This is a genomic window from Bacillus sp. N447-1 (genome assembly GCF_022701035.1).
In the GTDB taxonomy this organism is placed as follows: domain Bacteria; phylum Bacillota; class Bacilli; order Bacillales; family Bacillaceae_G; genus Bacillus_A; species Bacillus_A cereus.
On sequence record NZ_CP065509.1, the window covers coordinates 1,707,615 to 1,730,155 of the forward strand.

Genomic DNA, 22,541 nt, shown 5'->3' on the forward strand with positions numbered 1-22,541 from the left:
CCCCTATATTTAAATGATTATTGAATTAACATAACTTGCTTATCTTGTTTTTTCATACTACGTGTAAATGCTGTTACACCTGTTCTAGCAATTTCTTTTAAACCGTATGGACGAAGTAATTCAATTAACGCTTCTACTTTATCTTGCGTACCTGTTACTTGCACAACTATGGAATCCTTCCCAACATCTATTACAGCGGCTCGAAATGGTTCAATTAAACTATATAATTCTGCCCTCGCTACAGAAGTTGCTACTTTAATAAGAGCAAGCTCTCTAGCAATCATTGCTTCTTCTGTAATATCTGATACTTTCAGAACATCGATTTGCTTATGAAGTTGTTTAATTAACTGCTCAACTTGCTGTTCACTTTCAACGTGTACAACAATCGTCATTCGCGATATATCTGATGATTCTGTATGACCTACTGAAATACTTTCAATATTAAAATGTCTTCGTGTCATAACCCCTGTAATTCGGTTTAACACACCACTTTGATTTCGAACTGTCGCTGTAACAATTCTCTTCACCCTTTTTCCACTCCCTCCATTTGGTGAACACCTTTTCCTGGTGCAACCATCGGCATAACCTTCTCTGATTGAAGTACACGACAATCGATTACGACTGGCTCTTGTAATTCGATCGCATGCTGGATTTGCTTCTTTGCAAGAAGTGGATCGTCAATACGAACACCTTTTATACCATACGCATTCGCAAGAGCGACGAAATCTGGTTGGCATGGCAATAAAGAATGTGAATATCTTTGATTGTAAAATTCATCTTGCCATTGTCTTACCATTCCTAAAGCTTCATTATTTAAAATAAATACTTTAACGGGTAAAGCGTGTTCTTTTAATATACTTAATTCTTGCAGAGTCATTTGAAACCCAGCATCACCAACAATTGCAATAACTAGTTCATCTCTCTTTGCAATTTGCGCACCGATTGCTGCTGGAAATCCGAACCCCATCGTTCCTAATCCGCCAGAAGTTACCCATTTATCTGGATTTTTCAACGGATAGTATTGTGCTGCCCACATTTGATGTTGCCCAACGTCTGTTGTTACAATCGCTTCTCCTTTCGTGATTTCATATAGCATATCAATCGCGTATTGAGGTTTAATACTTTCAGAATTTCGTTTATAAGAGAATGGATACTTTTCTTTTCTACTCTTTAATAAAGAGAGCCATTCATGATGATTTTCTTTCTTTCCTTCTGATTGAAGCAATACTTCTAACGCCCGCTTAGCACTTGCAACAATAGGAATCTCTGTTGGCACATTTTTCCCAATTTCTGCTGGATCAATATCGATATGTGCAACAGTCGCCCCTTTAGCAAAAAAAGCTAAATTCCCAGTAAGACGATCGTCAAATCTCGCACCTATATTAATGAGTAAGTCGCATTCATATAACGCCATATTGGCTGTGTAAGAACCGTGCATTCCCCCCATCCCTAGAAATAGCCCATCATCTGGCGGAAAACCACCAAGTCCAAGTAACGTATGCACAACAGGGATTTCATATTTACGGGCAAAACTTGTCAATTCTTTCGAAGCTTTCGCATGCAGTATACCTGCTCCAGCTAAAATTAACGGTTTTTTTGCGGTTTCAATTGCTTGTAGTAATTTGTTTATTTGAAGTAGATTCGGTTCATAATTAGGGTTATATCCTGGTAAATCCATTTGTACATTGCTACATCGCTCACCTTTCTCGACTACCATATCTTTCGGAAGGTCAATAACGACTGGTCCTGGTCTTCCTGTTTTAGCAATATGAAATGCTTCTTTAATAATTCGAGGTAAATCTGAGGCCTTTCGCACTTGATAGTTATGTTTTGTCACTGGCATCGTAAGTCCCATAATATCCGCCTCTTGAAAAGCATCGCTCCCAATTAACGTTGTTGCTACTTGGCCTGTAAATACAACAAGTGGCAATGAATCAATCATCGCATCCGCTAGACCCGTAATTACATTTGTAGCACCTGGTCCACTCGTTGCAATTACAACCCCTGGGTTCCCTGTAATTCTGGCATACCCTTCAGCAGCGTGAATTGCCCCTTGCTCATGCCTTGTTAAAATATGCGGAATTTCACAATCATACAGTGCATCATAGAGAGGTAAAACGGCACCACCCGGATAACCGAAAATCACTTTTACGCCTTCCTTTTCTAGCGCTTCTAACAATAGCTGTGCACCAGTTGCCAGTTTCTCTTCCGTTTTTGAAGACATTGTTCTTATAAGCCCCCTTTTTCAAACTTTTATACAATAAAAAAATCCTACGTCCACACTCCAGCTATGTGCTGAAGGGACGAAAGATTTCGCGGTACCACCCTTCTTTGCAAGAATACTCTTGCCTCAGTGATCCATAAATGGATCTAGCTAATAACGGAGCTACCGTCTAAGCCTAGACAAATGCTTTAGCTTAGCACTCAAGGGCGATGTTCGTCGACGTGAACCATCGGTTTTCAGCAACCACCGACTCTCTGTGAGGCTTCACAATCAACTACTCCTCCCTATCAACGCTTTCTTATGTTAAAAAAGTTTTTATCCAACTTTATTTTCTTCGTAAATTTTCTCTCCATCTTCTACAACTAACTTACGAAACTCTTCTAATAAACGGTTCGTATGTGGACCTGTTTGCCCTAAGCCAATCGTTCTACCATCTACTGTCGTAACAGCAATAACTTCAGCAGCTGTTCCTGTTAAAAACACTTCATCAGCTACATATACATCATGTCTTGTAAATAACTCTTCTCTTACGTCATATCCAAGTTTTTCGCCGATTTCTAAAATGGCGTTTCGTGTAATACCTTCTAACGCTCCAGCAGAACTTGGTGGTGTAATTAATTTATTTCCTTTAACAATAAACACGTTATCTCCTGAGCCTTCAGCTACATATCCTTGATCATTTAACATAAGTGCTTCTTGTACTCCAGCTAATTTCGCTTCAATACGAACTAAAATATTGTTTAAGTAATTTAAAGATTTTACTTGAGGGGATAAAACATCGGGACGATTTCGGCGCGTTGCAACTGTTACAACTGGAATCCCTTTCTCATAATATTCTTGTGGGAATAAAGATAATTGTTCTGCAATTACTACTACATTCGGCTTCTTACATGAATCGGGATCCAATCCAAGATTTCCTGCTCCTCTTGATACAACAAGGCGAATGTATCCATTAGATAATTTATTTTGTCGAATCGTCTCAACAACAATATTTGTTACTTCATCTAATGAATATGGAATTTCTAAAAGGATTGATTTTGCTGATTCATACAACCGGACAAGGTGCTCTCTCAAACGGAAAACATTACCGCTATAAACTCTAATTCCTTCAAACACTCCATCGCCATATAAATAGCCATGATCATATACTGAAACTTTTGCCTCATCTTTTGGAACAAATTCTCCATTTAAGAAAATCCATTGCTCATTCACTAGAAGCGCCTCCTATGTTCTATGAATTTTTTATTGTTTCCTAGTTTACTCTCCTTTCTAAATAAATCAAGTGAATTTTTAGAAAATTTATAATTTTTAATCGTACGTACTTCTTTACTTATATTGATTTAACAACATTGTTAACGTTTACAAAAAGTCAAAAAATTTTTTTCGCCAATTTCCACTAAAAAAATATTTGTTTAAAAGAAGGATTTTCATCGATTGATGCGAATCTATTGTATTCAATAAACGGACGTCCGATTTTATAAATCCGGGAATATATAACGACTTTTGCTGAAAAAGGGGGAAAATAACAAAAATAGCGCTGTCTAAAAATAACATTCATATTTTTCATTTCGTAATCATAATCCTATTTTTAAAAAACAATTTGTCAAAATGAAGGAGGAAATAAATATGGCGTGTGTACAAATTAAAGGAACTAGACAAGAGGTAGTAGAAATGCTGCAATTATTTGATCTAATGGATACGAAAGGTTTTTGTAAATTCGATAATTACGTAGAGGTAGAACCAAATACGCAAGAACATAATCATTTTATTGCTTCAATCGACATCCATTCAAATACTTCTTCTGCCCAAGATACATTAAACGATCAATTCGTTAGTCAAATGCTTACTGGCGTATATAACGACTAAACAAAGATTTACTTCCTACCGTCTTTTCATAAATGCAGTGAACTTGAGCATACTAGCAATTAGATGGTAGGAGGTGAGAATTATGGCTAGAATTGGCGTTGAAAACTCATTAACAGACGTTCAACAAGCTCTTCAGCAACAAGGTCATGAAGTTGTTACACTTAACTCAGAACAGGATGCACAAGGTTGTGATTGTTGCGTTGTAACTGGGCAAGATTCTAATGTGATGGGCATTGCAGATACATCAATTAAAGGATCAGTCATTACAGCTCACGGTTTAACAACAGATGAAATTTGTCAACAAGTTGAAAGTCGCACTTAAAAAATGAAAGAGGACTCCTTTTAAAAGGAGTCCTCTTTTTTATATTCACCTAACGGGAAAGTAACATATACTGGATGAAAGCCCTACCTCTCTCTCATCATTACGGTTCCACTGACCGCTCCTTGATTCACTAGTATACATATATAGCTTACAAATACAATTTATAGGGTTTGTTCACAAAAGTTGTTGATAAAATTACCCGATCTTTCGCAAACTTTTCGTATTGCATTCATAAGAGATATTTACTTTACACTAGCTGTAACCGAGACACGAATTAAAATTCTAACACCAATACAATAACTTGTCAATATTTTTCCACAAATTAAAAACAGACATTAACGGTTTGTCTGTTTTAGAATGGAGCTTTTTCTTTTATTACATATACAACAAAGCCGCTTACTAACATAAATAAGCCAACTACTAAGTTTTTGATATTAATCATAAATTCCTCTCCCTTATTCCACACATCATATATATTTACATTTCAATTATTCCGATCATCCTAAAGCGCACTTTTTCTAATATATCATAATTCCTAAAAAATGCAAGTTCACTTTTGACGACCATTCACAAATTTATCTACAGTGCTTGGTACAGTATTTAAAGCCTTTTCAATTAAATGTGTACTGCTGTTGAGATGTAATACTTGCACCCCATTAGAACCAACTACTAAAAAAGCTACTGGACTAATGGAAACCCCAGCCCCGCTTCCTCCTCCAAATGGATGCCCTTGTTTGTTCTCTTTATGCTGATTTTGCCCACCGTTATGTTTTTCAGTAATGAAATCCCCTTTAAAATCACTTCCACCAGCTCCAAAACCAAAAGCCACTTGAGATACTGTTAATACTACATTTCCGTCAGCTGTTGAAACCGGGCTCCCAACAATTGTATTTACATCTACCATTTCTTTTAAATTTGTCATTGCCGTTTTCATTAAATTTTCAATTGGATGTTCCATTATGTATTGCACCCTTTCCTCATTATTCCTTTTTATATTTTCCAAAATAGAGGAAGTCATACTAACTTTTCCTATTTCAAGAAAACATTTTCCTCCTTTTAAAAGATACTACTCCCTGTACATGCTCCGGTATAGCGAAACTTTAATCAGTGGGATGTGTACGTAGCTCGACTCTCACAAATAGCGGGATAAAAAAGAAAAAGAGATACATACTACTATTGAACCTTGTTATGAAAGGAGTCATGACTTTGACTGAGAAATTTGATGATTATAAAAGAAAAGATAGAATAGATAGTGATTATAGTGACTATAAAGAAGAGTACGCCGCTGAGGTTGCACCACAACGCATTGATTATGATTACAATGATAACGACGATAAAGATGTTGTAAAATCGTCCGCAGCTGGATCAACTGCTGGTTTTATCGCTCTTGCGCTATCTATCTTATCGCTATTTACATTTCCAACACTATTTGGTCTTGTTTCTGTTTTACTCGGTATTTACGCTTATAATCGCGGAGCTACTGTAACTGGTGGTATCGCTGCAGTTGTCGGTGGAATTGCTGCACTTATCGCAATTTTATTCCGAGTAGCACTTATTGGTCTATTGTTCTCCCTGTTCTAAAAAAGAAAAAGGTATCTCGCTTAACGCGGGATACCTTATCCTGTAAACACATCTTCCGATGGATATTTTATTTTTTGTTTTGCTGGTCGCGCTAAAGAGAACACAAGTGTTAATGGTCCAATTAATCCGCAGAACATAACAAACATAATAATACATTTTCCGAATGCCGATAGCTTTGCAGTAATTCCCATCGTTAATCCGACTGTGCCAAACGCTGATATTGTCTCAAATAATAATTGAATAAAGCTGAAGTTTTCTGTAAGCATTAATATGAATACCGCTGCTAAAATAAGTATTTGACTGGCAACAGCAATCGCTAAGGCCCTCGTTACTGTTGACATTTTAATTGTACGCTGAAATAAAACAATTTCCTCCTTTTTTCTAAAGAAAGAAAGGACAGATGTAATTAAGATAACAAACGTCGTTAATTTAATTCCTCCACCTGTCGATACACTTCCTGCACCAATAAACATCAAAATCATCGTAAATAATATAGATGATTCTTCCATACCTCCATAGTCAACCGTATTAAATCCAGCTGTCCGCGGAGTAATACCTTGAAAGAAGGAAGCCCATAGTTTTTCATTTAAAGATAAATTCCCTAACGTCTTCACATTATTATATTCCAATACAAAAATCACAATCATTGCTATAATATTTAGTACTACTGTTCCAATAATCATTATTTTTGAGTGAAGTGATAATTTTCGAAAACTGCGGCTATACCATATATCAATTAATACGGTAAAACCAAGTCCCCCAATTACAATTAAAGAGCAAATCCCAATATTAATAATGGGATCCCCTACATATCTTGTTAAATTATCTGGCCATAAAGCAAATCCTGCATTATTATAAGATGCAATTACATGAAAAATACTATAGTATAAACCTTTTCCAAAACCAAACTCTGGAATAAAGCGAAACGATAAAAAGATGACCCCAATAAGTTCAATACAAATCGAAAATATAAAGACACGCTTTACTAATTTTACAAGACCACCTATATTTGTTTGATTAAATGCTTCTCCAATTAATAAACGATGGCGTAATCCGATTTTTTTACCTAGTACCCAAACAATTAAAATGGCAATTGTCATAAGGCCTAGACCACCTGTTTGAATTAAAAACATAATAACAATTTCGCCAAACATCGTAAATGTACTTGCTGTATCCACTACTCCCAAACCAGTTACGGTCGCTGCTGACGTTGCTGTAAAGAAAGCATCTACCCAACTAATATGTACTTTCGTTGCGAATGGTAATTTTAATAACAAACCGCCAACCACAATTAAGCAGAAAAAGCCTAATGCTAATATTTGTGGTGGGTTTAATCGTATAAGACGATTATACAGCCCTTGTTTTTTTGTTACGTCCATATCACTAACTCCCTTATTAAAGTGAAGCTTTCCCCTCATACAATAAAAAGCTTTTTAAAAGCCCTTAAATAATTGGGACAAACCTTATATTCTCATAATATAGTTGAGCATAATCCTTTTTTTCATAGATTACAACTTTTATTTATATTCAGATTCCTTTTCGTTTTATGCCGGAAAACTCTATATCCTAACTCAATATTGCTAGCAATAACAATTTCATATGTACTATTTTTCAAATCCCCATATCTTTCACTCTATGTTCACATAGAGGTCACATCCACCTTTTATAGTATATGTATCGAAGCTGTTCCTCCCTAATTTATAAGACATTCCCCAGTGTCTTTGAATAGCTTCCATCCCTAATTAAATTGACATAAATTGTCCCCTTCCTTGACCATCTTATATATGATGGTCTTATTTTTTTGTCTTTCTATCTTTTATTTAAAACTCCCTCTCTCTTTCACTCTATATTCACACAGAGGTCACATCCACCTTTTATAGTATATGTATCGAAGTTGTTCCTCCCTAATTTATAAGACATTCCCCAGTGTCTTAAAGCAGCTTCCATCCCTAATTAAATTGACATAAATTGTCCCCTTCCTTGACCATCTTATATATGATGGTCTTATTTTTTTTGTCTTTCTATCTTTTATTTAAAACTCCCCCTCTCTTTCACTCTATGTTCACACAGAGGTCACATCTACCTTTTATAGTATATGTATCGAAGTTGTTCCTCCCTAATTTATAAGACATTCCCCAGTGTCTTTGAACAGCTTCCATCCCTAATTAAATTGACATAAATTGTCCCCTTCCTTGACCATCTTATATATGATGGTCTTATTTTTTTGTCTTTCTATCTTTTATTTAAAACTCCCCCTCTCTTTCACCCTATGTTCACATGAGAGTCACACCTATCTTTTATAGTATATGTATCGAAGTTGTTCCTCCCTAATTTATAAGACATTCCCCAGTGTCTTAAAGCAACTTCCATCCCTAATTAAATTGACATAAATTGTCCCCTTCCCTTGACCATCCTATGTGATGGTCTATTTTATTTTCCAAACACAAAATCGGTCTATCTACACTTAAACAAAAATGAAAAATTCAGAAAATATTGTCAAATTAGGTATTTTTTCGGTATAATTACTTTAGAAAGAAATTTCGCAAAAACAAAAGGGGGGATTTTATTGAAACAAACAAAAGCAATCTTAATCGCATTATTTCTAGGTCTAGTTGTTGGACTCACTCTAAATTTAGCTGCTCCATCTATCTTTGAGCCACTAAATCAATATGTGTTCAACCCAATTGGTCAATTGTTTATTCGATTTATTAAAATGCTAGTTGTTCCTGTTGTGTTCATTTCTATCGTACTTGGTGCTGCCGGCCTTGGAGATCCGAAACAACTTGGAAGAATCGGTTTAAAATCAATTTCATTCTTTCTCGTAACAACTGCGGTTGCCATCTCTATAGCGGTTACATTTGCACTTATTATAAAACCAGGAGCTGGCGGTAATTTTAAAACAGAAGGTCTTAAGTATGAAGGTGCAAAAACTGAAACATCTTTCGTCGACACATTGCTAAATATCGTACCAGATAACCCAGCAAAAGCGATGGCTGACGGAAACATGTTACAAATCATTGCCTTTGCCGTATTGATTGGACTCGGTATAGCTATTTTAGGAAAACGAGTTCAAGGTATCCATTCATTACTTGAACAGGGCAACGAATTAATGATGTATCTTGTTAATCTCGTTATGAAATTAGCCCCAATTGGAACATTCGGTTTGCTCGCTTCATCCGTTGGTAAAATGGGGCTTGCAGGCGTCGCTGCGATGTTCAAGTATATGATTGTCGTTATGTTAGTACTCATTATTCACGGGGTCTTTGTATATGGCGGCTTATTAAAGGTATTAGCAAAAGAAAGTATTGTTCGTTTCTTTAAACATTTCGGACCAGTAATGGCAATTGGATTTAGTACATCTAGCTCTAATGCATCGCTTCCATTTGCAATGAAAACAGCACAAGATAAGCTTGGCGTTCCAAAAGCGATAAGCTCATTTGTACAACCACTAGGGGCAACTATTAATATGGATGGTACTGCCATTATGCAAGGAGTAGCCACTGTATTTATCGCTCAAGTATACGGAGTTGAACTTACATTACCGCAATTAGCTATGGTCGTATTAACTGCTGTACTAGCTAGTATCGGTACTGCTGGTGTACCTGGTGTTGGACTTGTAATGCTTACAATGGTTTTAAATCAAGTAAATCTACCAGTAGAAGGTATCGCTTTAATTATCGGTATTGACCGTATTCTAGATATGTCTAGAACAGCTGTAAACATTTCTGGTGATGCAATTTGCGCAATGATTGTCGCAAAATCAGAAGAAAAATATAATACGGATCAATCGGCAGCATCGTAAATCAAAAAAGGAGTGAATTATTTCACTCCTTTTTTGATTTACTCCCTTTTTTAGAACGATATTCTTTCCCTTTATTATCATTACCAGTTTCAAATTCAGTGCTAAATTCCTGATTAAACTGGCCGGACTTTGGTGATCCTTGATTACCGCTCCCTTTACTACCGTTACGATTCGTCATATTTCTCCCTCCTTCCTTGTATTAGTAGTATGGCGCTCTATCTTTTTTCATACACATTTTATTTATTAACATCTATTACACACGAAAGAAGATCTCCCATCTATAAGGAAGACCTTCTATTTTATCACGTAAGCGTTTTCTTGTTTATAATCACTTAAATAAGTTTTTTGGAAATTGAAATCATTACATTCATTTCATCTTCTGAAAGTGCAGAGAATCTTTCTTGTAAATATTGTTTTTTCGCATCTTCCATTTTCGCAACTAAATCTTTCCCTTGTTCTGTAATCTCTAAATACACAACTCGGCGATCTGATGTAGAACGTGAACGAGTTACAAAACCTTTATTAATTAATTTTTCTGTAACAGCTGTAATATGACTATTCGACACATTTAATTCATTTGCTACACGCGATACCATTTCTTTATTCGTACGATTTAATATTCTTAGGACGATGAATTCATTCCACGGTATGTAACCACCAAATATTTTTCCGATATCATTACGCAACGTGCGAAACATAGCAAACACATTTGTCGATAGTTCTTCCATTAATTGCTCTCGATTTTGAGACAACATTGACAGCTCCTTTTATTTCATTTAGTTAAATAAAAACCTTATTAATAATTTTACATGAAATCTTACTTTTTGTCACCTTATTTTCCCATAATTCGTAGTTTTTTAATATGTATTTCATGATAAAATGAAGTCAACTTCCAGAAAAAGGGGTATTTTAATGCATGAGGAGGATAGGTTCTCAAATCTCAGCCTAAAAGATAAAACAATTATCATTAGTATTATTGCTCTTTTTCTCATTATAGTTTTTACATTTATATTTTTTGTATATGTAGGAATCTTTCAAATTACAGGTATAGCGTATAGTTCACGTACTGCTTTACTTCTCTTTTTTTTATTAATCACTTTCTTAGATGGTATTACATTATTTATTTTCAGTTTCTTCAAAGCGCTGCTATACCCATTGACTCAAAACATGTCAAATTGGATTTCTCTCACTCTTTTCTCATTCATTGAAATTACACTAGATTGGTTCGTCATTCATACTGCTGATGATTGGATAGAAAGCGTACAAATGTCCAACTTAACTGAATTATGTGTCGTACTATTCTTTTTTCTATTAAATAAATTATTAAGTGACAAGAAAGAGTAAGAATACAAGCTTTTCTATATAAAAATTGGTACAATGAAAGCAAATCTTACTAAAGAGGTGTTAATTATGAACTTACAACAATGGGCTGATAAAGGTATGTCCTTTGATACATATGTGAATGAAATGCAAGTAAACCAATACGAGCTACTACACATTTACAATAATTTTTTAATTCCAAATGAATTACTTCCTGTATTAGAAGAACGTCAAAATGATGGCTGGCGTGTTATCGTATTAACTGCTGATTGGTGTGGCGATGCTCTTTTATGCGTACCTGTTATGAAACGAATTTCTGAAGTTGCAAATATTGATATGAGTTTATTAATTCGCGATGAAAACTTAGAATTAATGGATCAATATTTAACAAATGGAACAGCACGTGCGATTCCAATCTTTATTTTCATTGATAAAGATGGAAATGAACAAGCTGTTTGGGGACCACGCGCTCCAAAAGTACAAGAATTAGTAACTTCAATGCGCGCTACATTACCTGAAAAAGAAGATCCAACTTTCGAAGAAAAACAAAAAGAAATGTATGCTAATTTCCGTGCTACATTAGCTGATGATACTTCTCTTTGGGAACATGTAATGGAAAACATGATGGAAAAAGTAGTAAAATAAAAACCTGCCGAGCTCGGCAGGTTTTTTTATTACATAATGAAGAAATAGAATACCGCAGCTAAAATGAAACGATAATAAGCGAACGGTGTTAGTTTTACACGAGATAATAATTTCAAGAATGAAACAATTGCAAGCATCGCAACAACGAATGCAGTTACAAATCCTGTTACAAATAGCGTTATATCTGCTGAGCTTAATACATCCCAGCTTTTAATTAAATCTAAGCCACTTGCAGCTACCATCATCGGTACCGCTAAAATGAACGTATATTCAGCTGCCGCTGTATGCGACACGCGAGCTAATAAACCACCACTTATTGTAGAACCAGAACGAGAAAATCCTGGCCAAAGAGCTAAACATTGGAACATTCCAATTGTAAATGCCTGTTTATATGTGATTTCATCTAACGTTCTTGCTGTACTTGGTTTCGAAAACTTCTCAGCAACAATCATTAAAATACCACCGGCTACTAAGCTAATAACAACTGGTCCTGGACCAAATAAAACCTCTTTAATAGTGCTATGGAATAATACGCCAAGTACCCCGGCAGGAATCATCCCGATAATAATATGTAATAAATTTAACGATGGTCCGTCTGTTACTTTACCTATTCCAACTAACGACCATAGACGCTTCCAAAATATAACAACAACTGCTAAAATCGATCCCAATTGGATAACAACTTCAAAAACTTTCGCTCTCTCATCGTCAAATCCAATTAAATGTCCTGTTAAAATCATATGTCCTGTTGATGATACTGGTAGAAACTCTGTTAACCCTTCAACAGCACCCATGATTAAACCAATTAACCAATCAGCCACAAGTAGTGCCTCCTTAATAACAAATAATATGTAATTTTTTCACACCTTATCATAATACCTTATCCCTTTTCAAAGTGCATCCTTTTTTTATTGGCTTCATATGTTATAGGCGCGTATTTCTTTTCTAATCTTTGATTAAATTGTATGATAGTAAGAGTTTGTTTTTTTATACGGAAAGGGGATTTTATGAAAGAAACTACTTCATTCTCACAAAAGTTAAAGCAATTTGTATTACTATTTTTTCCGATTTTCGTAACGCAAATGTCATTATTTGCGATGAGTTTTTTTGATACAACGATGTCAGGACATGCAAGTCCAACTGATTTAGCAGGTGTGGCAATTGGAACAAGTATATGGATTCCAGTTAGTACGGGGTTAACAGGAATTTTAATGGCTACTACTCCCATTGTTGCACAGCTCGTTGGATCCAAGAAAAAAGAGGACGTTCCCCACGTTGTCATACAAGCAGTTTATTTAGCAATTTGTGCTAGCTTCGTTGTTATCCTCATCGGTTTTTTCGTCGTTTCACCTATTTTAAATGGCATGCGCTTAGAAGAACCTGTGGAACGTATTGCAGCTCAATTTTTAAGTATTATCGCAATAGGAATTATACCTTTATTCACTTACACTGTTTTACGTGGATTTATTGATGCATTAGGAAAAACTCGAACAACGATGATTATTACATTATTATCATTACCAATTAATGTAATATTAAATTACCTATTAATTTTTGGTAACTTCGGTTTCCCAAAGCTCGGTGGTGTCGGAGCAGCAATTGCTTCCACTGCAACATATTGGTGCATTTTAATTATTACAGTCATTATTATTCAGACGAAAGAGCCTTTTGCCTCTTTCAACATTTTCAAACAATTATACCGACCTTCTCTTTCGAGTTGGATAGCATTCTTAAAACTTGGCGTCCCTATCGGATTTGCTATCTTTTTTGAAACGAGTATTTTCGCTGCGGTAACGCTCATGATGAGTAATTTTAGTACGACAACTATTGCAGCTCACCAAGCAGCTATGAACTTTGCTTCCTTGTTATATATGACTCCGCTAAGTTTAGCAATGGCAATGACTATTGCGGTTGGATTCGAAGTTGGAGCAAAACGTTACGATAATGCAAAACAATACGGACTGATTGGAATTGGATTAGCCCTTGCCTTTGCTTTATTATATTCGATTCTTCTCTACTTCTTTGATGATCAAATTGCTTCTATTTATACGACAGATGCAAAAGTTCATCATTTAGCAAAAGAATTTCTTATCTTTGCAATTTTATTTCAAATTTCAGATGCAATTGCAACCCCTGTACAAGGAGCTTTGCGTGGTTATAAAGATGTAAATGTTGCTCTAATTATGACTTTAATTGCTTATTGGATAATAGGTCTACCACTAGGTTACATATTAGCGACGTATACAGAATGGGCCGCGAAAGGCTATTGGATCGGTCTTATTATCGGTCTAGCATTTGGCGCTGCCTTCCTACTTATCCGTCTCTTTCAAGTACAACGAAAATATACAACACAAAACAGCCGCTAATAATAAAGCGGCTGTTTTCTTTATGCATATTTTTTCTTGTAACGTATAATATAATGAAAAAGAAAGGTGGGTACATATGGACGACAAAGAAAAAAAGCAATCATTCGATGAAGAATTTGCCCCTGAAATTTCACCTGGATATCGGCAAGATGTACATAAGCCACCTAAATATAAAAACACTTCGTTTTTAATGGGCATTACCATTTTCGCTGCTGTATTACTCATACTTATCATTTTCGTTTATTTTTGATGAAAGGTGGCCTATTATATGAAGAAACAAGATTCCAATCGTTCAAAAAGAACTGTTAAAACACAAAAAGGATATGCAGGAGATTCTGTTCATACTCTTAAACAAGTCGAGCAAGGGAATTTATATATTGCTCAAAAAGAACTTGGTCAACAAAATGAAAATCTTTAAAGGCCCTTTATTCCTTAAGGGTCTTTTTATTCCGCATTAAGTAATACACCCTCAAATGTTCTATTGAGCAATGAATTTCCTTTATTGTACGCGCTGCTTTTGTTCTAGCACCATAAATATATTATTAACCTTTACAATTTTCACTTCATAATTCAATTTCATTTCGCTTCTCTTACTCTTACCATTTTCAGTACCCGCAACGTACGCTACAGCTTGATAAAGAAAACTCTCATTGGTCTCTTCACGTATCTCCTCGTTTGTAAATTTATACTCTAAATCTTGAAAACGATTTGGATAATAATTTCCCATTAATTGTTCATACCCTCTATTTAAAAATAGTTCTTCACCTTTTCGTTTCACATCTTCTTTATTAGTAGACCCAAACACTGATAGTTGCTCGGTCACAAAATGCTCTCCTACCTTTTTCATTTCATTATGAGTTAAGTTTTCTATACTTTTGTTCTTTAACTCCTTATTTAACTCGTACTGATCAATCGGTTTAAAGGTAGCAAAAACCTCCTCTTTATATGACCAAAACAATACAAAAGCGATACATAGAGAAATGATTAACAGTCTTTTTTTCGTAATACTCCCGCCCTTCTTCATAATAATAGATATATTTTAACATATAGAAAGAAAATTCTGATATCATAAAATAGAATAACTTAACTCAGAAACGAGGAACAATTATGGACTCTTACAAACATTATATAAAAGAAGCTTTGCCTAATCTTTCTATACATTCATATAAACAAAATGAAGAAGGATGGGATAATGTAGCAGTTATAGTAAATGATGAGCTACTGTTTCGTTTCCCGCGAAAACAGGAATATGCGATGCGAATTCCGTTAGAAAAAGAACTATGCGCAATTCTCACTCAATCACTACAAGAAATCGAAGTTCCACAATATCACCTAATTTATAAAAATGAATCTGATGAGGTTCCTCTTTGTAGTTACTATACTCTCATTCATGGTGAACCATTAAAAACAGAAACAGTTGCCACGCTGGAGGATCCAAAGCTGAAAGCAATTATTACACAATTAGCTACTTTCCTTGCTGCTCTACATAGTATTCCTCTAAAAAGTGTTACAGCGTTAGGATTCCCTATTGAAAAAACACTTACCTACTGGAAAGAGCTACAAACTAAATTAAATCAGTATGTTACTAACAATCTTACTTCGTTCCAGAAATCAGCCTTAAATCGTTTATTCGAGAATTTCTTTGCCTGTCTAGCTACATCTAAATTTCAAAATACAATCATTCACGCTGATTTTACACATCATCACATTTTATTTAACAAGCAGAACAAACGCATTTCAGGTGTTATCGATTTTGGTGATGCGCAAATTGGCGATCCTGCTTTTGATTTTGCAGGACTATATTATGATTTCGGAGATGAGTTTACTACATCTGTATATGAACAGTACAGTACACTTATTTCTCATCATGATCCATTACTCATTCATCGTATTACTACCTTTTATCAATACAGTCCTTTACTACATAATATTATTTATAACTTTGAGTCAGAGAATGAACTCGAATTCATTACAGGCACAGAACAGCTAAAAACGATATTACAGGGATGAGATTACATTCTCTCCCTATATACTCTCTCCTCATACATCATTAACTTTTTATCCATTTCAACAATAACTTTATATAATTGAAACGCCTGTAAAATTTGCAGTTGAATTTCAAAAGGAGCATTTTGTTCTTTTAACCATTGAAATACTTTTGTTTCATCTTTCATTGATTATTCCTCCCTTTATTCTGCTATTTGTGGGTAGCCCGATTAATGAGGGCTGATAATCAGTGGGTGATTGACAAAACCCCCACTGATTAAAGTTTCACTTTATTAAAATCTGCTACAAATATACCGTAAATGATGAAAAGCTTTTCATGTCAATAACAAAAAAGGATGCAAAGTTGCATCCTTTAATGAACTATATTTTTCTTCTGTTTCGCTTCTGTCTTTACTTCTTCCCCTTGGCATTCACTACGAAACGCACAACTTATACACTCAGAACGAAAATGACGCTCTGTATAATGCTCAGGTTGCTCTAACATTTCTTTCATTCTAGATAAATCAGCCATTCCAGTTATAATATCTTCCTGTTTCGGAATGTACTCATACTTAGTTCCTTCTATTAAATTAACAACTTCAATTTTTCCTGGAAGAACTCCGAAAGCTTTATAACTGAATACTGTCATTAGCTTCTGACAAAGAGCAAGCATTTCCTCATCTGCATCGACAACATACTTTTTAATTACAAACGACTCAGCACTCCACTCACCAACTTCAAATGTCAATGACATGTGGACACCTAACTCTTCCATATATGTTTGAAACTTCTCGTATAAAAACAATGGTGGTGTCTGACTATCATCCTTTTCAACGAACTGTAATAAGTGATCCGTTAGCTTCGCTAATACAATATAGTACTCCGTCTTCGAAGCAAACATATCAATCCTTACTTTTTTCCAATACTTTTCTATTAATATTAAAAGTACAATTTTCGTTTGTTGACCCGCAGGTAGCGTGTAATACTCGTTAATAATTTGATTGACAATCATTTGTGCTATTTGTTGCCATTCAAATGAAGAAGGTTCTCTTCTTTTTATGTGACGAAAATAAAATTTATGCGGACAACGCATAAAATCATACAAATGATAATCTGTCATCGTTTTGATTGAGATTTTCTCATGCACTTGCTCTTCATCTCCCTTCTGCCATTAAGAAAGGTGTTTTACAAATTCAGCTCCAAACTGTAAACATTTTTCTACATCTTCATCTTCTGGCGTTAATTCTACTTTTAGTCCTTCTAACACAACTGCTGCCCCGCGCTCTTGTAGCTTTTCTATTAAAATGTCAACTGCCACTCCGTATTTCGGATAAGCCGAATCACATGATCCGAATACTGCCGCTTTTTTCCCAGTTAAATCAATAGAATCCATTGCATCATAAAAATCTAAGAAATCATCAGGAAGATCGCCATCTCCCCAAGTGTATGCACCTAAAATAATTCCATCATACTGTTCTAATATAGAAGCTTCTGGTGAATCCATAATATCAATAACTTCAATTTCATTTTCTGTTTCACGAATTACGCCGGCAATATGGTCAGCCATTTCCTCTGTATTTCCACTCATACTTGCAAAAATCATTACTAACTTACTCAACTGAACCTCTCCCTTTACTTTGTATCTCTTTTTCTGTTTGAATGCTCTTCTTCTCATCTACATATTCAGACCGAATTACATTTCTTTGCCATTTCATATGCTGATCAACATCTTTATTTTTATCTTTTAATCCCCTCCGCAGAAGGTGAAAATTCTTTCTCATTAACATGTCGCATCCATTCTATTGATAATAATTATCAATTCCAACTATATTTAGATTAATTGACATTGATTATCAATGTCAATAACTATTTTTAAAAAAATGATTAAAATGTACAAGCTTGTCCGTTAGCTATTCATATACTATGAATGAGCATAGTTCTTTCTCAGCCCTCTCTGACGGAAAGAAATAAAAGCAACTGCAATAGAGTGCAGTTGCCTTTTTTTGTTTTTCTATGATTTTAGTAATCTTATAGTCGTCTCTAAAAATAGCTCCACTCCACAAATTAATGCTGATTCATCCAAGTCAAATTTCGGATGATGATGTGGATAACAAGTATATATATTTTCATTACCTGTTCCTAATTTAATGAAACAACCAGGTGCTTTTCTTAAATATGCTGAAAAATCTTCTCCACCCATAGAAGGTTCAAGCTTCACAACACGCTCATTCCCAAACAAATGTAGTGCACTTTCTTCTACTATTTTCGTAATATATTCATCATTAATAACCGGATCATATCCATATCGATACGTATATGTATACGATCCTCCATGTGCTTCTGTAATTCCTTTCACAATTTTCTCGATTTTCCCTTCTGCTTCCACCCTCAATGCTTGATTAAATGAACGAACAGTTCCCATTAAAGTTGCTGTACTAGGAATAATATTGTCAGCCGTTCCCCCATGAAATTGTGTAACTGAAACAACCCTTTGCATAAAAGCACTTGTATTTCTTGATACGATATGTTGTAGATTTGTAATAATCTGTGCTCCGATAGCAATAGGATCTATCGTTTCTTCTGGTCGCGCCGCATGTCCTCCTTTGCCTTGAATCTCAACTGTAAATACGTCTGGAGCTGCCATCATCGGTCCATATGCAATTCCTATCTTTCCACTCTCAAGTCCTGACATAACATGTAAACCTATTATATAATCAACACCGTCCATTACACCTGCCTCAACCATTTCTTGTCCCCCGCCTGGATACACCTCTTCTGCGTGCTGAAAGAATAGACGAATCTCACCTGCAAAATCTTCCTTTATATTTGATAACACCTCTGCTGTGCTTAATAAAATAGCTGCGTGAGCATCGTGCCCACATGCATGCATCATTCCTTTATTCACAGATGTATAAGATTTACTTGTCTCCTCTTGAATTGGCAAAGCGTCTATATCAGCTCGAATCGCAATTACTTTCCCTTGCTTCACACCTCTTTTAATTGCTAGTACACTATATTTCGTCGGTCTCGTTACTTCAAAAGAAGAAAATGAGCATAATGTATCATATATAAATTGCGAAGTTTCTTTTTCATGAAATGATAATTCCGGATACTTATGGAAATGCCTTCTCCATTTCACGATATTTTCTTCCGAAATTAGATTCTTCCACACTCTATTCATGATAATTTCCTCCTTTTCAAAAGAACTAGAAATTTAAAAGTTTACTCCGTCTTAAATGATTAATAAAAACAAACACTGTATTTTTACGTATTCTTATAGTCCACTTTTATGTATTCACACAATCCACTTTCTATTTACATGTCAAACCCATTACAAATTCATACTGAATGTAATATAATTGCTAAGTTAGGGATTTTCTTTTTTAGTATTTAGTGCTAATATCAGAAAAGAGCCTTTTGACTTATTTTTACCTAAAATGTGGGATTTTGTTTTTTTCACAATAATGTAGGACATGATACCTACAAAGAGCTATTATTTCATTAAGAGAGGGAAAGACATGGAAAGATTAAAAGAGATATGGTCTCGACCACTCACACAATGGGTTGCAAAGACGGTTTATTATCTTGCAATTTTATTTGCATTGCTTTGGTTGTATGGATTCCATGATACAAACACAAGTACATTTATTTACAATGAATTCTAGGGTGGGAACGTTATGAAGTTATTAGAACAAATTGAAAAGTGGGCTGCAGAAACGCCTGATCAAACCGCTTTTGTTTGGCGAGATGCGAAAATTACGTACAAACAATTAAAGGAAGATTCTGATGCGTTAGCACATTGGATTTCTTCTGAGTATCCAGACGATCGTTCACCAATTATGGTGTATGGCCATATGCAACCTGAAATGATTATTAACTTTTTAGGATGTGTAAAAGCTGGACATGCTTACATTCCTGTAGATTTATCTATCCCAGCTGATCGTGTACAACGTATTGCTGAAAATTCTGGTGCGAAATTACTTTTATCGGCAACAGCAGTAACTGTAACTGATTTACCAGTTCGCATCGTAAGTGAAGACAACTTAAAAGATATTTTCTTTACTCATAAAGGGAACACTCCAAATCCTGAACATGCGGTAAAAGGTGATGAGAATTTCTACATTATTTACACATCAGGAAGCACAGGTAATCCGAAGGGGGTTCAGATTACTTATAACTGCCTTGTTAGCTTTACAAAATGGGCTGTAGAAGATTTCAACTTACAAACAGGGCAAGTATTCTTAAACCAAGCACCTTTCTCATTCGATTTATCTGTAATGGATATTTACCCATCATTAGTAACAGGTGGTACACTTTGGGCAATCGATAAAGATATGATTGCGCGTCCAAAAGACTTGTTTGCTTCTTTAGAGCAATCGGATATTCAAGTATGGACTTCCACACCTTCTTTCGCTGAAATGTGTTTAATGGAAGCATCTTTCTCTGAGAGTATGCTACCGAACATGAAAACATTCTTATTCTGCGGCGAAGTGTTACCAAATGAAGTGGCTAGAAAATTAATTGAACGTTTCCCTAAAGCAACAATTATGAATACGTATGGTCCAACAGAAGCTACTGTCGCTGTAACAGGTATTCACGTTACAGAAGAAGTGCTTGATCAATACAAATCACTTCCAGTTGGCTATTGTAAATCAGACTGTCGCCTTCTTATTATGAAAGAAGATGGCACGATCGCACCTGATGGTGAAAAAGGTGAAATCGTAATTGTCGGTCCAAGCGTAAGCGTTGGATATTTAGGAAGCCCTGAATTAACAGAAAAAGCATTTACTATGATTGACGGTGAGCGCGCCTATAAAACAGGCGATGCTGGCTATGTTGAAAATGGTCTTCTATTCTATAATGGTCGTCTTGATTTCCAAATTAAGCTGCATGGTTATCGAATGGAATTAGAAGAAATTGAGCATCACCTTCGTGCGTGTTCTTACGTAGAAGGAGCAGTTATCGTTCCAATTAAAAAAGGTGAGAAATACGATTATTTATTAGCGGTTGTTGTTCCTGGAGAACATTCATTTGAAAAAGAATTCAAATTAACATCTGCAATCAAAAAAGAACTCAATGAGCGATTACCAAACTACATGATTCCACGTAAATTCATGTATCAATCTTCTATTCCAATGACACCAAATGGAAAGGTAGATCGCAAAAAATTATTGAGTGAGGTTACAGCATGACCGCATATGGATCATTTTATTTTTTCGCTATAGTGGGCATTTTATTAATACCTACTATCATAGCTGGATTAAAAGGTAAAATGTTGCGCAAATATAATGCCGTTTTAACATTAGTCATGATTGCTATTATCTTCTCAGATAAACCAAAGCAAGCAATGATGCTAGCTGCATTTATTATTTGGCAATATGTCCTTATTAAAGGCTACTTAATTTTAAGAAAACAAAATAATAGTACATTCACATTTTGCATAGCTGTTATTTTATCGATTTTGCCTCTTATTTTGGCAAAAATCGCGCCGTTTGCATCGTTTTTACCTGAGTTAAAACTTGTTGTTTTCCTAGGTATATCTTACGTAACATTCAGAGCAGTTCAAATGGTATTTGAAGTTCGTGATGGTTTAATTAAAGAGCTTTCTTTCTTTAACTTCTGGGAATTCGTTTTATTCTTCCCTGCGATTTCAACAGGACCTATCGATCGTTACCGAAGATTCCAAAAAGATATTCAAAAGCCACCTAGCGCTGAAGAATATCAAAATTTACTATATACAGGACTAAATCGTATTTTCCAAGGTTTCTTGTATAAATTTATTATTGCTTACTTAATAAAGCAATATTGTATGGATCCAGCATTCGCTCAACACGATACAATATTTTCAAATATGATTTACATGTATAGCTATAGCTTATATCTATTCTTTGATTTTGCTGGTTATAGCTCTTTTGTAATTGGTGTAAGTTATATGATGGGAATTAAAACGCCAGAAAACTTCAATAAGCCATTCCTTAGTCGTAATATTAAAGACTTCTGGAACCGCTGGCACATGAGTTTATCATTCTGGTTCCGTGATTTTATTTACATGCGTTTCGTCTTTTTTGCAACGAAGAAAAAGTTAATTAAGAACCGTTACACTATTTCGTATATCGGGGCATTTTTAAACTTCTTCATTATGGGAATTTGGCACATCCAAGGAAGCGCTGTTGCGCAGTATGTTATTTATGGTCTATACCATGCCGCACTGTTTATTTTATTCGATATTTTTGAACGAAAAAACAAGAAGCATAAGTTTTGGCCAAACAATAAATTTACACACATCCTTGCGATTGTAATTACGTTCCACGTTGTATGTTTCGGTTTCCTAATCTTCTCTGGACACCTTAACAGATACTTTTAATGCACCCTTCTTATTCCATTAAGAAGTTGCACATATAATATATTTCGGATATAAAGGAGATTTTA

General features: G+C 35.1%; 28 protein-coding genes and 1 other annotated feature. Of the genes, 13 read left to right on the forward strand and 15 right to left on the reverse strand.

Features of this window, described 5'->3' with window-relative positions; all coding sequences use genetic code 11:
* Positions 1-17 precede the first annotated feature (17 nt).
* The 3 genes from ilvN to ilvE all read right to left on the reverse strand — a co-directional run bounded on the left by ilvN (position 18) and on the right by ilvE (position 3,436).
* Positions 18-527 carry an acetolactate synthase small subunit gene (gene ilvN / locus IQ781_RS08485; protein WP_000822952.1) on the reverse strand — a complete coding sequence of 170 codons (510 nt, stop codon included), beginning with the start codon at positions 525-527 and terminating at the stop codon, positions 18-20.
* Positions 524-2,224 (reverse strand): acetolactate synthase large subunit, encoded by a 1,701-nt coding sequence (gene ilvB, locus IQ781_RS08490; protein ID WP_242808284.1) that lies wholly within the window; start codon positions 2,222-2,224, stop codon positions 524-526. Before ilvB ends, ilvN begins: the two co-directional genes overlap by 4 nt.
* 72 nt (positions 2,225-2,296) lie before the next feature.
* Positions 2,297-2,524 (reverse strand) — a binding site (T-box leader).
* A 15-nt stretch (positions 2,525-2,539) separates the two neighbouring features.
* Entirely contained in the window at positions 2,540-3,436 is an 897-nt protein-coding gene (gene ilvE, locus IQ781_RS08495) for a branched-chain-amino-acid transaminase (protein WP_001005486.1), read from the reverse strand.
* 414 nt (positions 3,437-3,850) lie between these two features.
* Here ilvE and IQ781_RS08500 point away from each other — a divergent pair, with 414 nt between their 5' ends.
* Positions 3,851-4,090 carry a DUF3911 family protein gene (locus IQ781_RS08500; protein ID WP_000752514.1) on the forward strand — a complete coding sequence of 80 codons (240 nt, stop codon included), beginning with the start codon at positions 3,851-3,853 and terminating at the stop codon, positions 4,088-4,090.
* A gap of 82 nt (positions 4,091-4,172) precedes the next feature.
* Positions 4,173-4,412 (forward strand): YkuS family protein, encoded by a 240-nt coding sequence (locus IQ781_RS08505; RefSeq protein ID WP_000101022.1) that lies wholly within the window; start codon positions 4,173-4,175, stop codon positions 4,410-4,412.
* A gap of 352 nt (positions 4,413-4,764) precedes the next feature.
* On the opposite strand, the gene IQ781_RS08510 is transcribed toward IQ781_RS08505, so the two are convergent.
* Both IQ781_RS08510 and ytfJ read right to left on the reverse strand, forming a co-directional pair.
* On the reverse strand, positions 4,765-4,854 hold the full coding sequence (locus IQ781_RS08510) for a hypothetical protein (RefSeq protein WP_000608227.1): 90 nt from the start codon (positions 4,852-4,854) through the stop codon (positions 4,765-4,767).
* Between the two features lie 108 nt (positions 4,855-4,962).
* Positions 4,963-5,430 (reverse strand): GerW family sporulation protein, encoded by a 468-nt coding sequence (gene ytfJ / locus IQ781_RS08515; protein WP_000204234.1) that lies wholly within the window; start codon positions 5,428-5,430, stop codon positions 4,963-4,965.
* A 188-nt stretch (positions 5,431-5,618) separates the two neighbouring features.
* On the opposite strand from ytfJ, the gene IQ781_RS08520 reads away from it, so the two are divergent.
* Positions 5,619-5,993: a hypothetical protein gene (locus IQ781_RS08520; protein WP_063220221.1), complete on the forward strand. Its 375-nt coding sequence runs from the start codon at positions 5,619-5,621 to the stop codon at positions 5,991-5,993.
* Positions 5,994-6,028: 35 nt separating this feature from the next.
* Here the strand turns inward: IQ781_RS08520 and IQ781_RS08525 are convergent, their stop codons facing one another.
* Entirely contained in the window at positions 6,029-7,372 is a 1,344-nt protein-coding gene (locus IQ781_RS08525; protein WP_000383524.1) for a TrkH family potassium uptake protein, read from the reverse strand.
* Between the two features lie 1,187 nt (positions 7,373-8,559).
* On the opposite strand from IQ781_RS08525, the gene IQ781_RS08530 reads away from it, so the two are divergent.
* The gene (locus IQ781_RS08530) at positions 8,560-9,795 is read left to right on the forward strand and encodes a dicarboxylate/amino acid:cation symporter (protein WP_086395948.1); all 1,236 of its coding nucleotides are present in this window, start codon (positions 8,560-8,562) and stop codon (positions 9,793-9,795) included.
* Between the two features lie 22 nt (positions 9,796-9,817).
* Here IQ781_RS08530 and IQ781_RS08535 read toward each other — a convergent pair whose 3' ends face one another.
* Positions 9,818-9,973, reverse strand: a complete 156-nt coding sequence (locus IQ781_RS08535; protein WP_000184928.1) for a hypothetical protein — start codon at positions 9,971-9,973, stop codon at positions 9,818-9,820.
* Between the two features lie 154 nt (positions 9,974-10,127).
* Positions 10,128-10,547 (reverse strand): MarR family winged helix-turn-helix transcriptional regulator, encoded by a 420-nt coding sequence (locus tag IQ781_RS08540; protein WP_000081432.1) that lies wholly within the window; start codon positions 10,545-10,547, stop codon positions 10,128-10,130.
* A 160-nt stretch (positions 10,548-10,707) separates the two neighbouring features.
* Between IQ781_RS08540 and IQ781_RS08545 the strand changes: the two genes are divergently transcribed.
* Complete coding sequence (locus IQ781_RS08545) at positions 10,708-11,139, forward strand: regulatory YrvL family protein (RefSeq protein WP_000544069.1); 432 nt, start codon at positions 10,708-10,710, stop codon at positions 11,137-11,139.
* Between the two features lie 33 nt (positions 11,140-11,172).
* Positions 11,173-11,760: a thioredoxin family protein gene (locus tag IQ781_RS08550; RefSeq protein ID WP_002023667.1), complete on the forward strand. Its 588-nt coding sequence runs from the start codon at positions 11,173-11,175 to the stop codon at positions 11,758-11,760.
* A 29-nt stretch (positions 11,761-11,789) separates the two neighbouring features.
* Here IQ781_RS08550 and uppP read toward each other — a convergent pair whose 3' ends face one another.
* The gene (uppP, locus tag IQ781_RS08555) at positions 11,790-12,581 is read right to left on the reverse strand and encodes a bacitracin resistance undecaprenyl-diphosphatase (protein ID WP_000796256.1); all 792 of its coding nucleotides are present in this window, start codon (positions 12,579-12,581) and stop codon (positions 11,790-11,792) included.
* A gap of 186 nt (positions 12,582-12,767) precedes the next feature.
* Between uppP and IQ781_RS08560 the strand changes: the two genes are divergently transcribed.
* The 3 genes from IQ781_RS08560 to IQ781_RS08570 all read left to right on the forward strand — a co-directional run bounded on the left by IQ781_RS08560 (position 12,768) and on the right by IQ781_RS08570 (position 14,544).
* The gene (locus tag IQ781_RS08560) at positions 12,768-14,126 is read left to right on the forward strand and encodes an MATE family efflux transporter (RefSeq protein ID WP_000665546.1); all 1,359 of its coding nucleotides are present in this window, start codon (positions 12,768-12,770) and stop codon (positions 14,124-14,126) included.
* Between the two features lie 76 nt (positions 14,127-14,202).
* Entirely contained in the window at positions 14,203-14,376 is a 174-nt protein-coding gene (locus tag IQ781_RS08565; RefSeq protein ID WP_000341062.1) for a hypothetical protein, read from the forward strand.
* Between the two features lie 18 nt (positions 14,377-14,394).
* Positions 14,395-14,544, forward strand: coding sequence for a hypothetical protein (locus IQ781_RS08570; RefSeq protein WP_000743742.1), 150 nt, complete (start codon positions 14,395-14,397; stop codon positions 14,542-14,544).
* An 81-nt stretch (positions 14,545-14,625) separates the two neighbouring features.
* On the opposite strand, the gene IQ781_RS08575 is transcribed toward IQ781_RS08570, so the two are convergent.
* Complete coding sequence (locus tag IQ781_RS08575) at positions 14,626-15,150, reverse strand: hypothetical protein (protein ID WP_000715254.1); 525 nt, start codon at positions 15,148-15,150, stop codon at positions 14,626-14,628.
* A gap of 83 nt (positions 15,151-15,233) precedes the next feature.
* Here IQ781_RS08575 and IQ781_RS08580 point away from each other — a divergent pair, with 83 nt between their 5' ends.
* A complete protein-coding gene (locus IQ781_RS08580) occupies positions 15,234-16,136 on the forward strand; it encodes an aminoglycoside phosphotransferase family protein (RefSeq protein ID WP_065382131.1) in 903 nt (300 codons plus the stop codon).
* Between the two features lie 2 nt (positions 16,137-16,138).
* Here the strand turns inward: IQ781_RS08580 and IQ781_RS08585 are convergent, their stop codons facing one another.
* The 5 genes from IQ781_RS08585 to amaA form a co-directional block, all read right to left on the reverse strand.
* The gene (locus IQ781_RS08585; RefSeq protein ID WP_000651086.1) at positions 16,139-16,300 is read right to left on the reverse strand and encodes a hypothetical protein; all 162 of its coding nucleotides are present in this window, start codon (positions 16,298-16,300) and stop codon (positions 16,139-16,141) included.
* 185 nt (positions 16,301-16,485) lie between these two features.
* Complete coding sequence (locus tag IQ781_RS08590; RefSeq protein WP_063220225.1) at positions 16,486-17,259, reverse strand: hypothetical protein; 774 nt, start codon at positions 17,257-17,259, stop codon at positions 16,486-16,488.
* Between the two features lie 24 nt (positions 17,260-17,283).
* Entirely contained in the window at positions 17,284-17,730 is a 447-nt protein-coding gene (locus IQ781_RS08595) for a flavodoxin (RefSeq protein ID WP_000041153.1), read from the reverse strand.
* Complete coding sequence (locus IQ781_RS08600) at positions 17,723-17,893, reverse strand: hypothetical protein (RefSeq protein ID WP_162494647.1); 171 nt, start codon at positions 17,891-17,893, stop codon at positions 17,723-17,725. The genes IQ781_RS08595 and IQ781_RS08600 overlap by 8 nt, the downstream gene beginning before the upstream one ends.
* 230 nt (positions 17,894-18,123) lie before the next feature.
* Entirely contained in the window at positions 18,124-19,293 is a 1,170-nt protein-coding gene (gene amaA / locus IQ781_RS08605) for an N-acyl-aliphatic-L-amino acid amidohydrolase (protein WP_242808285.1), read from the reverse strand.
* 337 nt (positions 19,294-19,630) lie between these two features.
* Between amaA and IQ781_RS08610 the strand changes: the two genes are divergently transcribed.
* From IQ781_RS08610 to dltB, 3 genes are read left to right on the forward strand one after another with little or no spacing between them, the layout of a single operon-like run.
* On the forward strand, positions 19,631-19,777 hold the full coding sequence (locus IQ781_RS08610; protein WP_000440293.1) for a teichoic acid D-Ala incorporation-associated protein DltX: 147 nt from the start codon (positions 19,631-19,633) through the stop codon (positions 19,775-19,777).
* Between the two features lie 12 nt (positions 19,778-19,789).
* A complete protein-coding gene (gene dltA, locus IQ781_RS08615; RefSeq protein ID WP_000770505.1) occupies positions 19,790-21,304 on the forward strand; it encodes a D-alanine--poly(phosphoribitol) ligase subunit DltA in 1,515 nt (504 codons plus the stop codon).
* The gene (dltB, locus tag IQ781_RS08620) at positions 21,301-22,476 is read left to right on the forward strand and encodes a D-alanyl-lipoteichoic acid biosynthesis protein DltB (protein WP_000127933.1); all 1,176 of its coding nucleotides are present in this window, start codon (positions 21,301-21,303) and stop codon (positions 22,474-22,476) included. Before dltA ends, dltB begins: the two co-directional genes overlap by 4 nt.
* Positions 22,477-22,541: the final 65 nt, after the last annotated feature.

What these genes read in the sequence shown, in the direction of transcription:
- IQ781_RS08610 (WP_000440293.1), top strand. Translation starts at nt 19,631, where the DNA reads ATGGAAAGATTAAAAGAGATATGGTCTCGACCACTCACACAATGGGTT.
- IQ781_RS08500 (WP_000752514.1), top strand. Translation starts at nt 3,851, where the DNA reads ATGGCGTGTGTACAAATTAAAGGAACTAGACAAGAGGTAGTAGAAATG.
- IQ781_RS08600 (WP_162494647.1), bottom strand. Translation starts at nt 17,893, where the DNA reads ATGAGAAAGAATTTTCACCTTCTGCGGAGGGGATTAAAAGATAAAAAT.
- IQ781_RS08565 (WP_000341062.1), top strand. Translation starts at nt 14,203, where the DNA reads ATGGACGACAAAGAAAAAAAGCAATCATTCGATGAAGAATTTGCCCCT.
- dltB (WP_000127933.1), top strand. Translation starts at nt 21,301, where the DNA reads ATGACCGCATATGGATCATTTTATTTTTTCGCTATAGTGGGCATTTTA.
- IQ781_RS08505 (WP_000101022.1), top strand. Translation starts at nt 4,173, where the DNA reads ATGGCTAGAATTGGCGTTGAAAACTCATTAACAGACGTTCAACAAGCT.
- amaA (WP_242808285.1), bottom strand. Translation starts at nt 19,293, where the DNA reads ATGAATAGAGTGTGGAAGAATCTAATTTCGGAAGAAAATATCGTGAAA.
- IQ781_RS08570 (WP_000743742.1), top strand. Translation starts at nt 14,395, where the DNA reads ATGAAGAAACAAGATTCCAATCGTTCAAAAAGAACTGTTAAAACACAA.
- IQ781_RS08585 (WP_000651086.1), bottom strand. Translation starts at nt 16,300, where the DNA reads ATGAAAGATGAAACAAAAGTATTTCAATGGTTAAAAGAACAAAATGCT.
- dltA (WP_000770505.1), top strand. Translation starts at nt 19,790, where the DNA reads ATGAAGTTATTAGAACAAATTGAAAAGTGGGCTGCAGAAACGCCTGAT.
- IQ781_RS08510 (WP_000608227.1), bottom strand. Translation starts at nt 4,854, where the DNA reads ATGATTAATATCAAAAACTTAGTAGTTGGCTTATTTATGTTAGTAAGC.
- IQ781_RS08560 (WP_000665546.1), top strand. Translation starts at nt 12,768, where the DNA reads ATGAAAGAAACTACTTCATTCTCACAAAAGTTAAAGCAATTTGTATTA.
- IQ781_RS08535 (WP_000184928.1), bottom strand. Translation starts at nt 9,973, where the DNA reads ATGACGAATCGTAACGGTAGTAAAGGGAGCGGTAATCAAGGATCACCA.
- ytfJ (WP_000204234.1), bottom strand. Translation starts at nt 5,430, where the DNA reads ATGACTTCCTCTATTTTGGAAAATATAAAAAGGAATAATGAGGAAAGG.
- IQ781_RS08525 (WP_000383524.1), bottom strand. Translation starts at nt 7,372, where the DNA reads ATGGACGTAACAAAAAAACAAGGGCTGTATAATCGTCTTATACGATTA.
- ilvB (WP_242808284.1), bottom strand. Translation starts at nt 2,224, where the DNA reads ATGTCTTCAAAAACGGAAGAGAAACTGGCAACTGGTGCACAGCTATTG.
- IQ781_RS08580 (WP_065382131.1), top strand. Translation starts at nt 15,234, where the DNA reads ATGGACTCTTACAAACATTATATAAAAGAAGCTTTGCCTAATCTTTCT.
- IQ781_RS08575 (WP_000715254.1), bottom strand. Translation starts at nt 15,150, where the DNA reads ATGAAGAAGGGCGGGAGTATTACGAAAAAAAGACTGTTAATCATTTCT.
- IQ781_RS08550 (WP_002023667.1), top strand. Translation starts at nt 11,173, where the DNA reads ATGAAAGCAAATCTTACTAAAGAGGTGTTAATTATGAACTTACAACAA.
- IQ781_RS08545 (WP_000544069.1), top strand. Translation starts at nt 10,708, where the DNA reads ATGCATGAGGAGGATAGGTTCTCAAATCTCAGCCTAAAAGATAAAACA.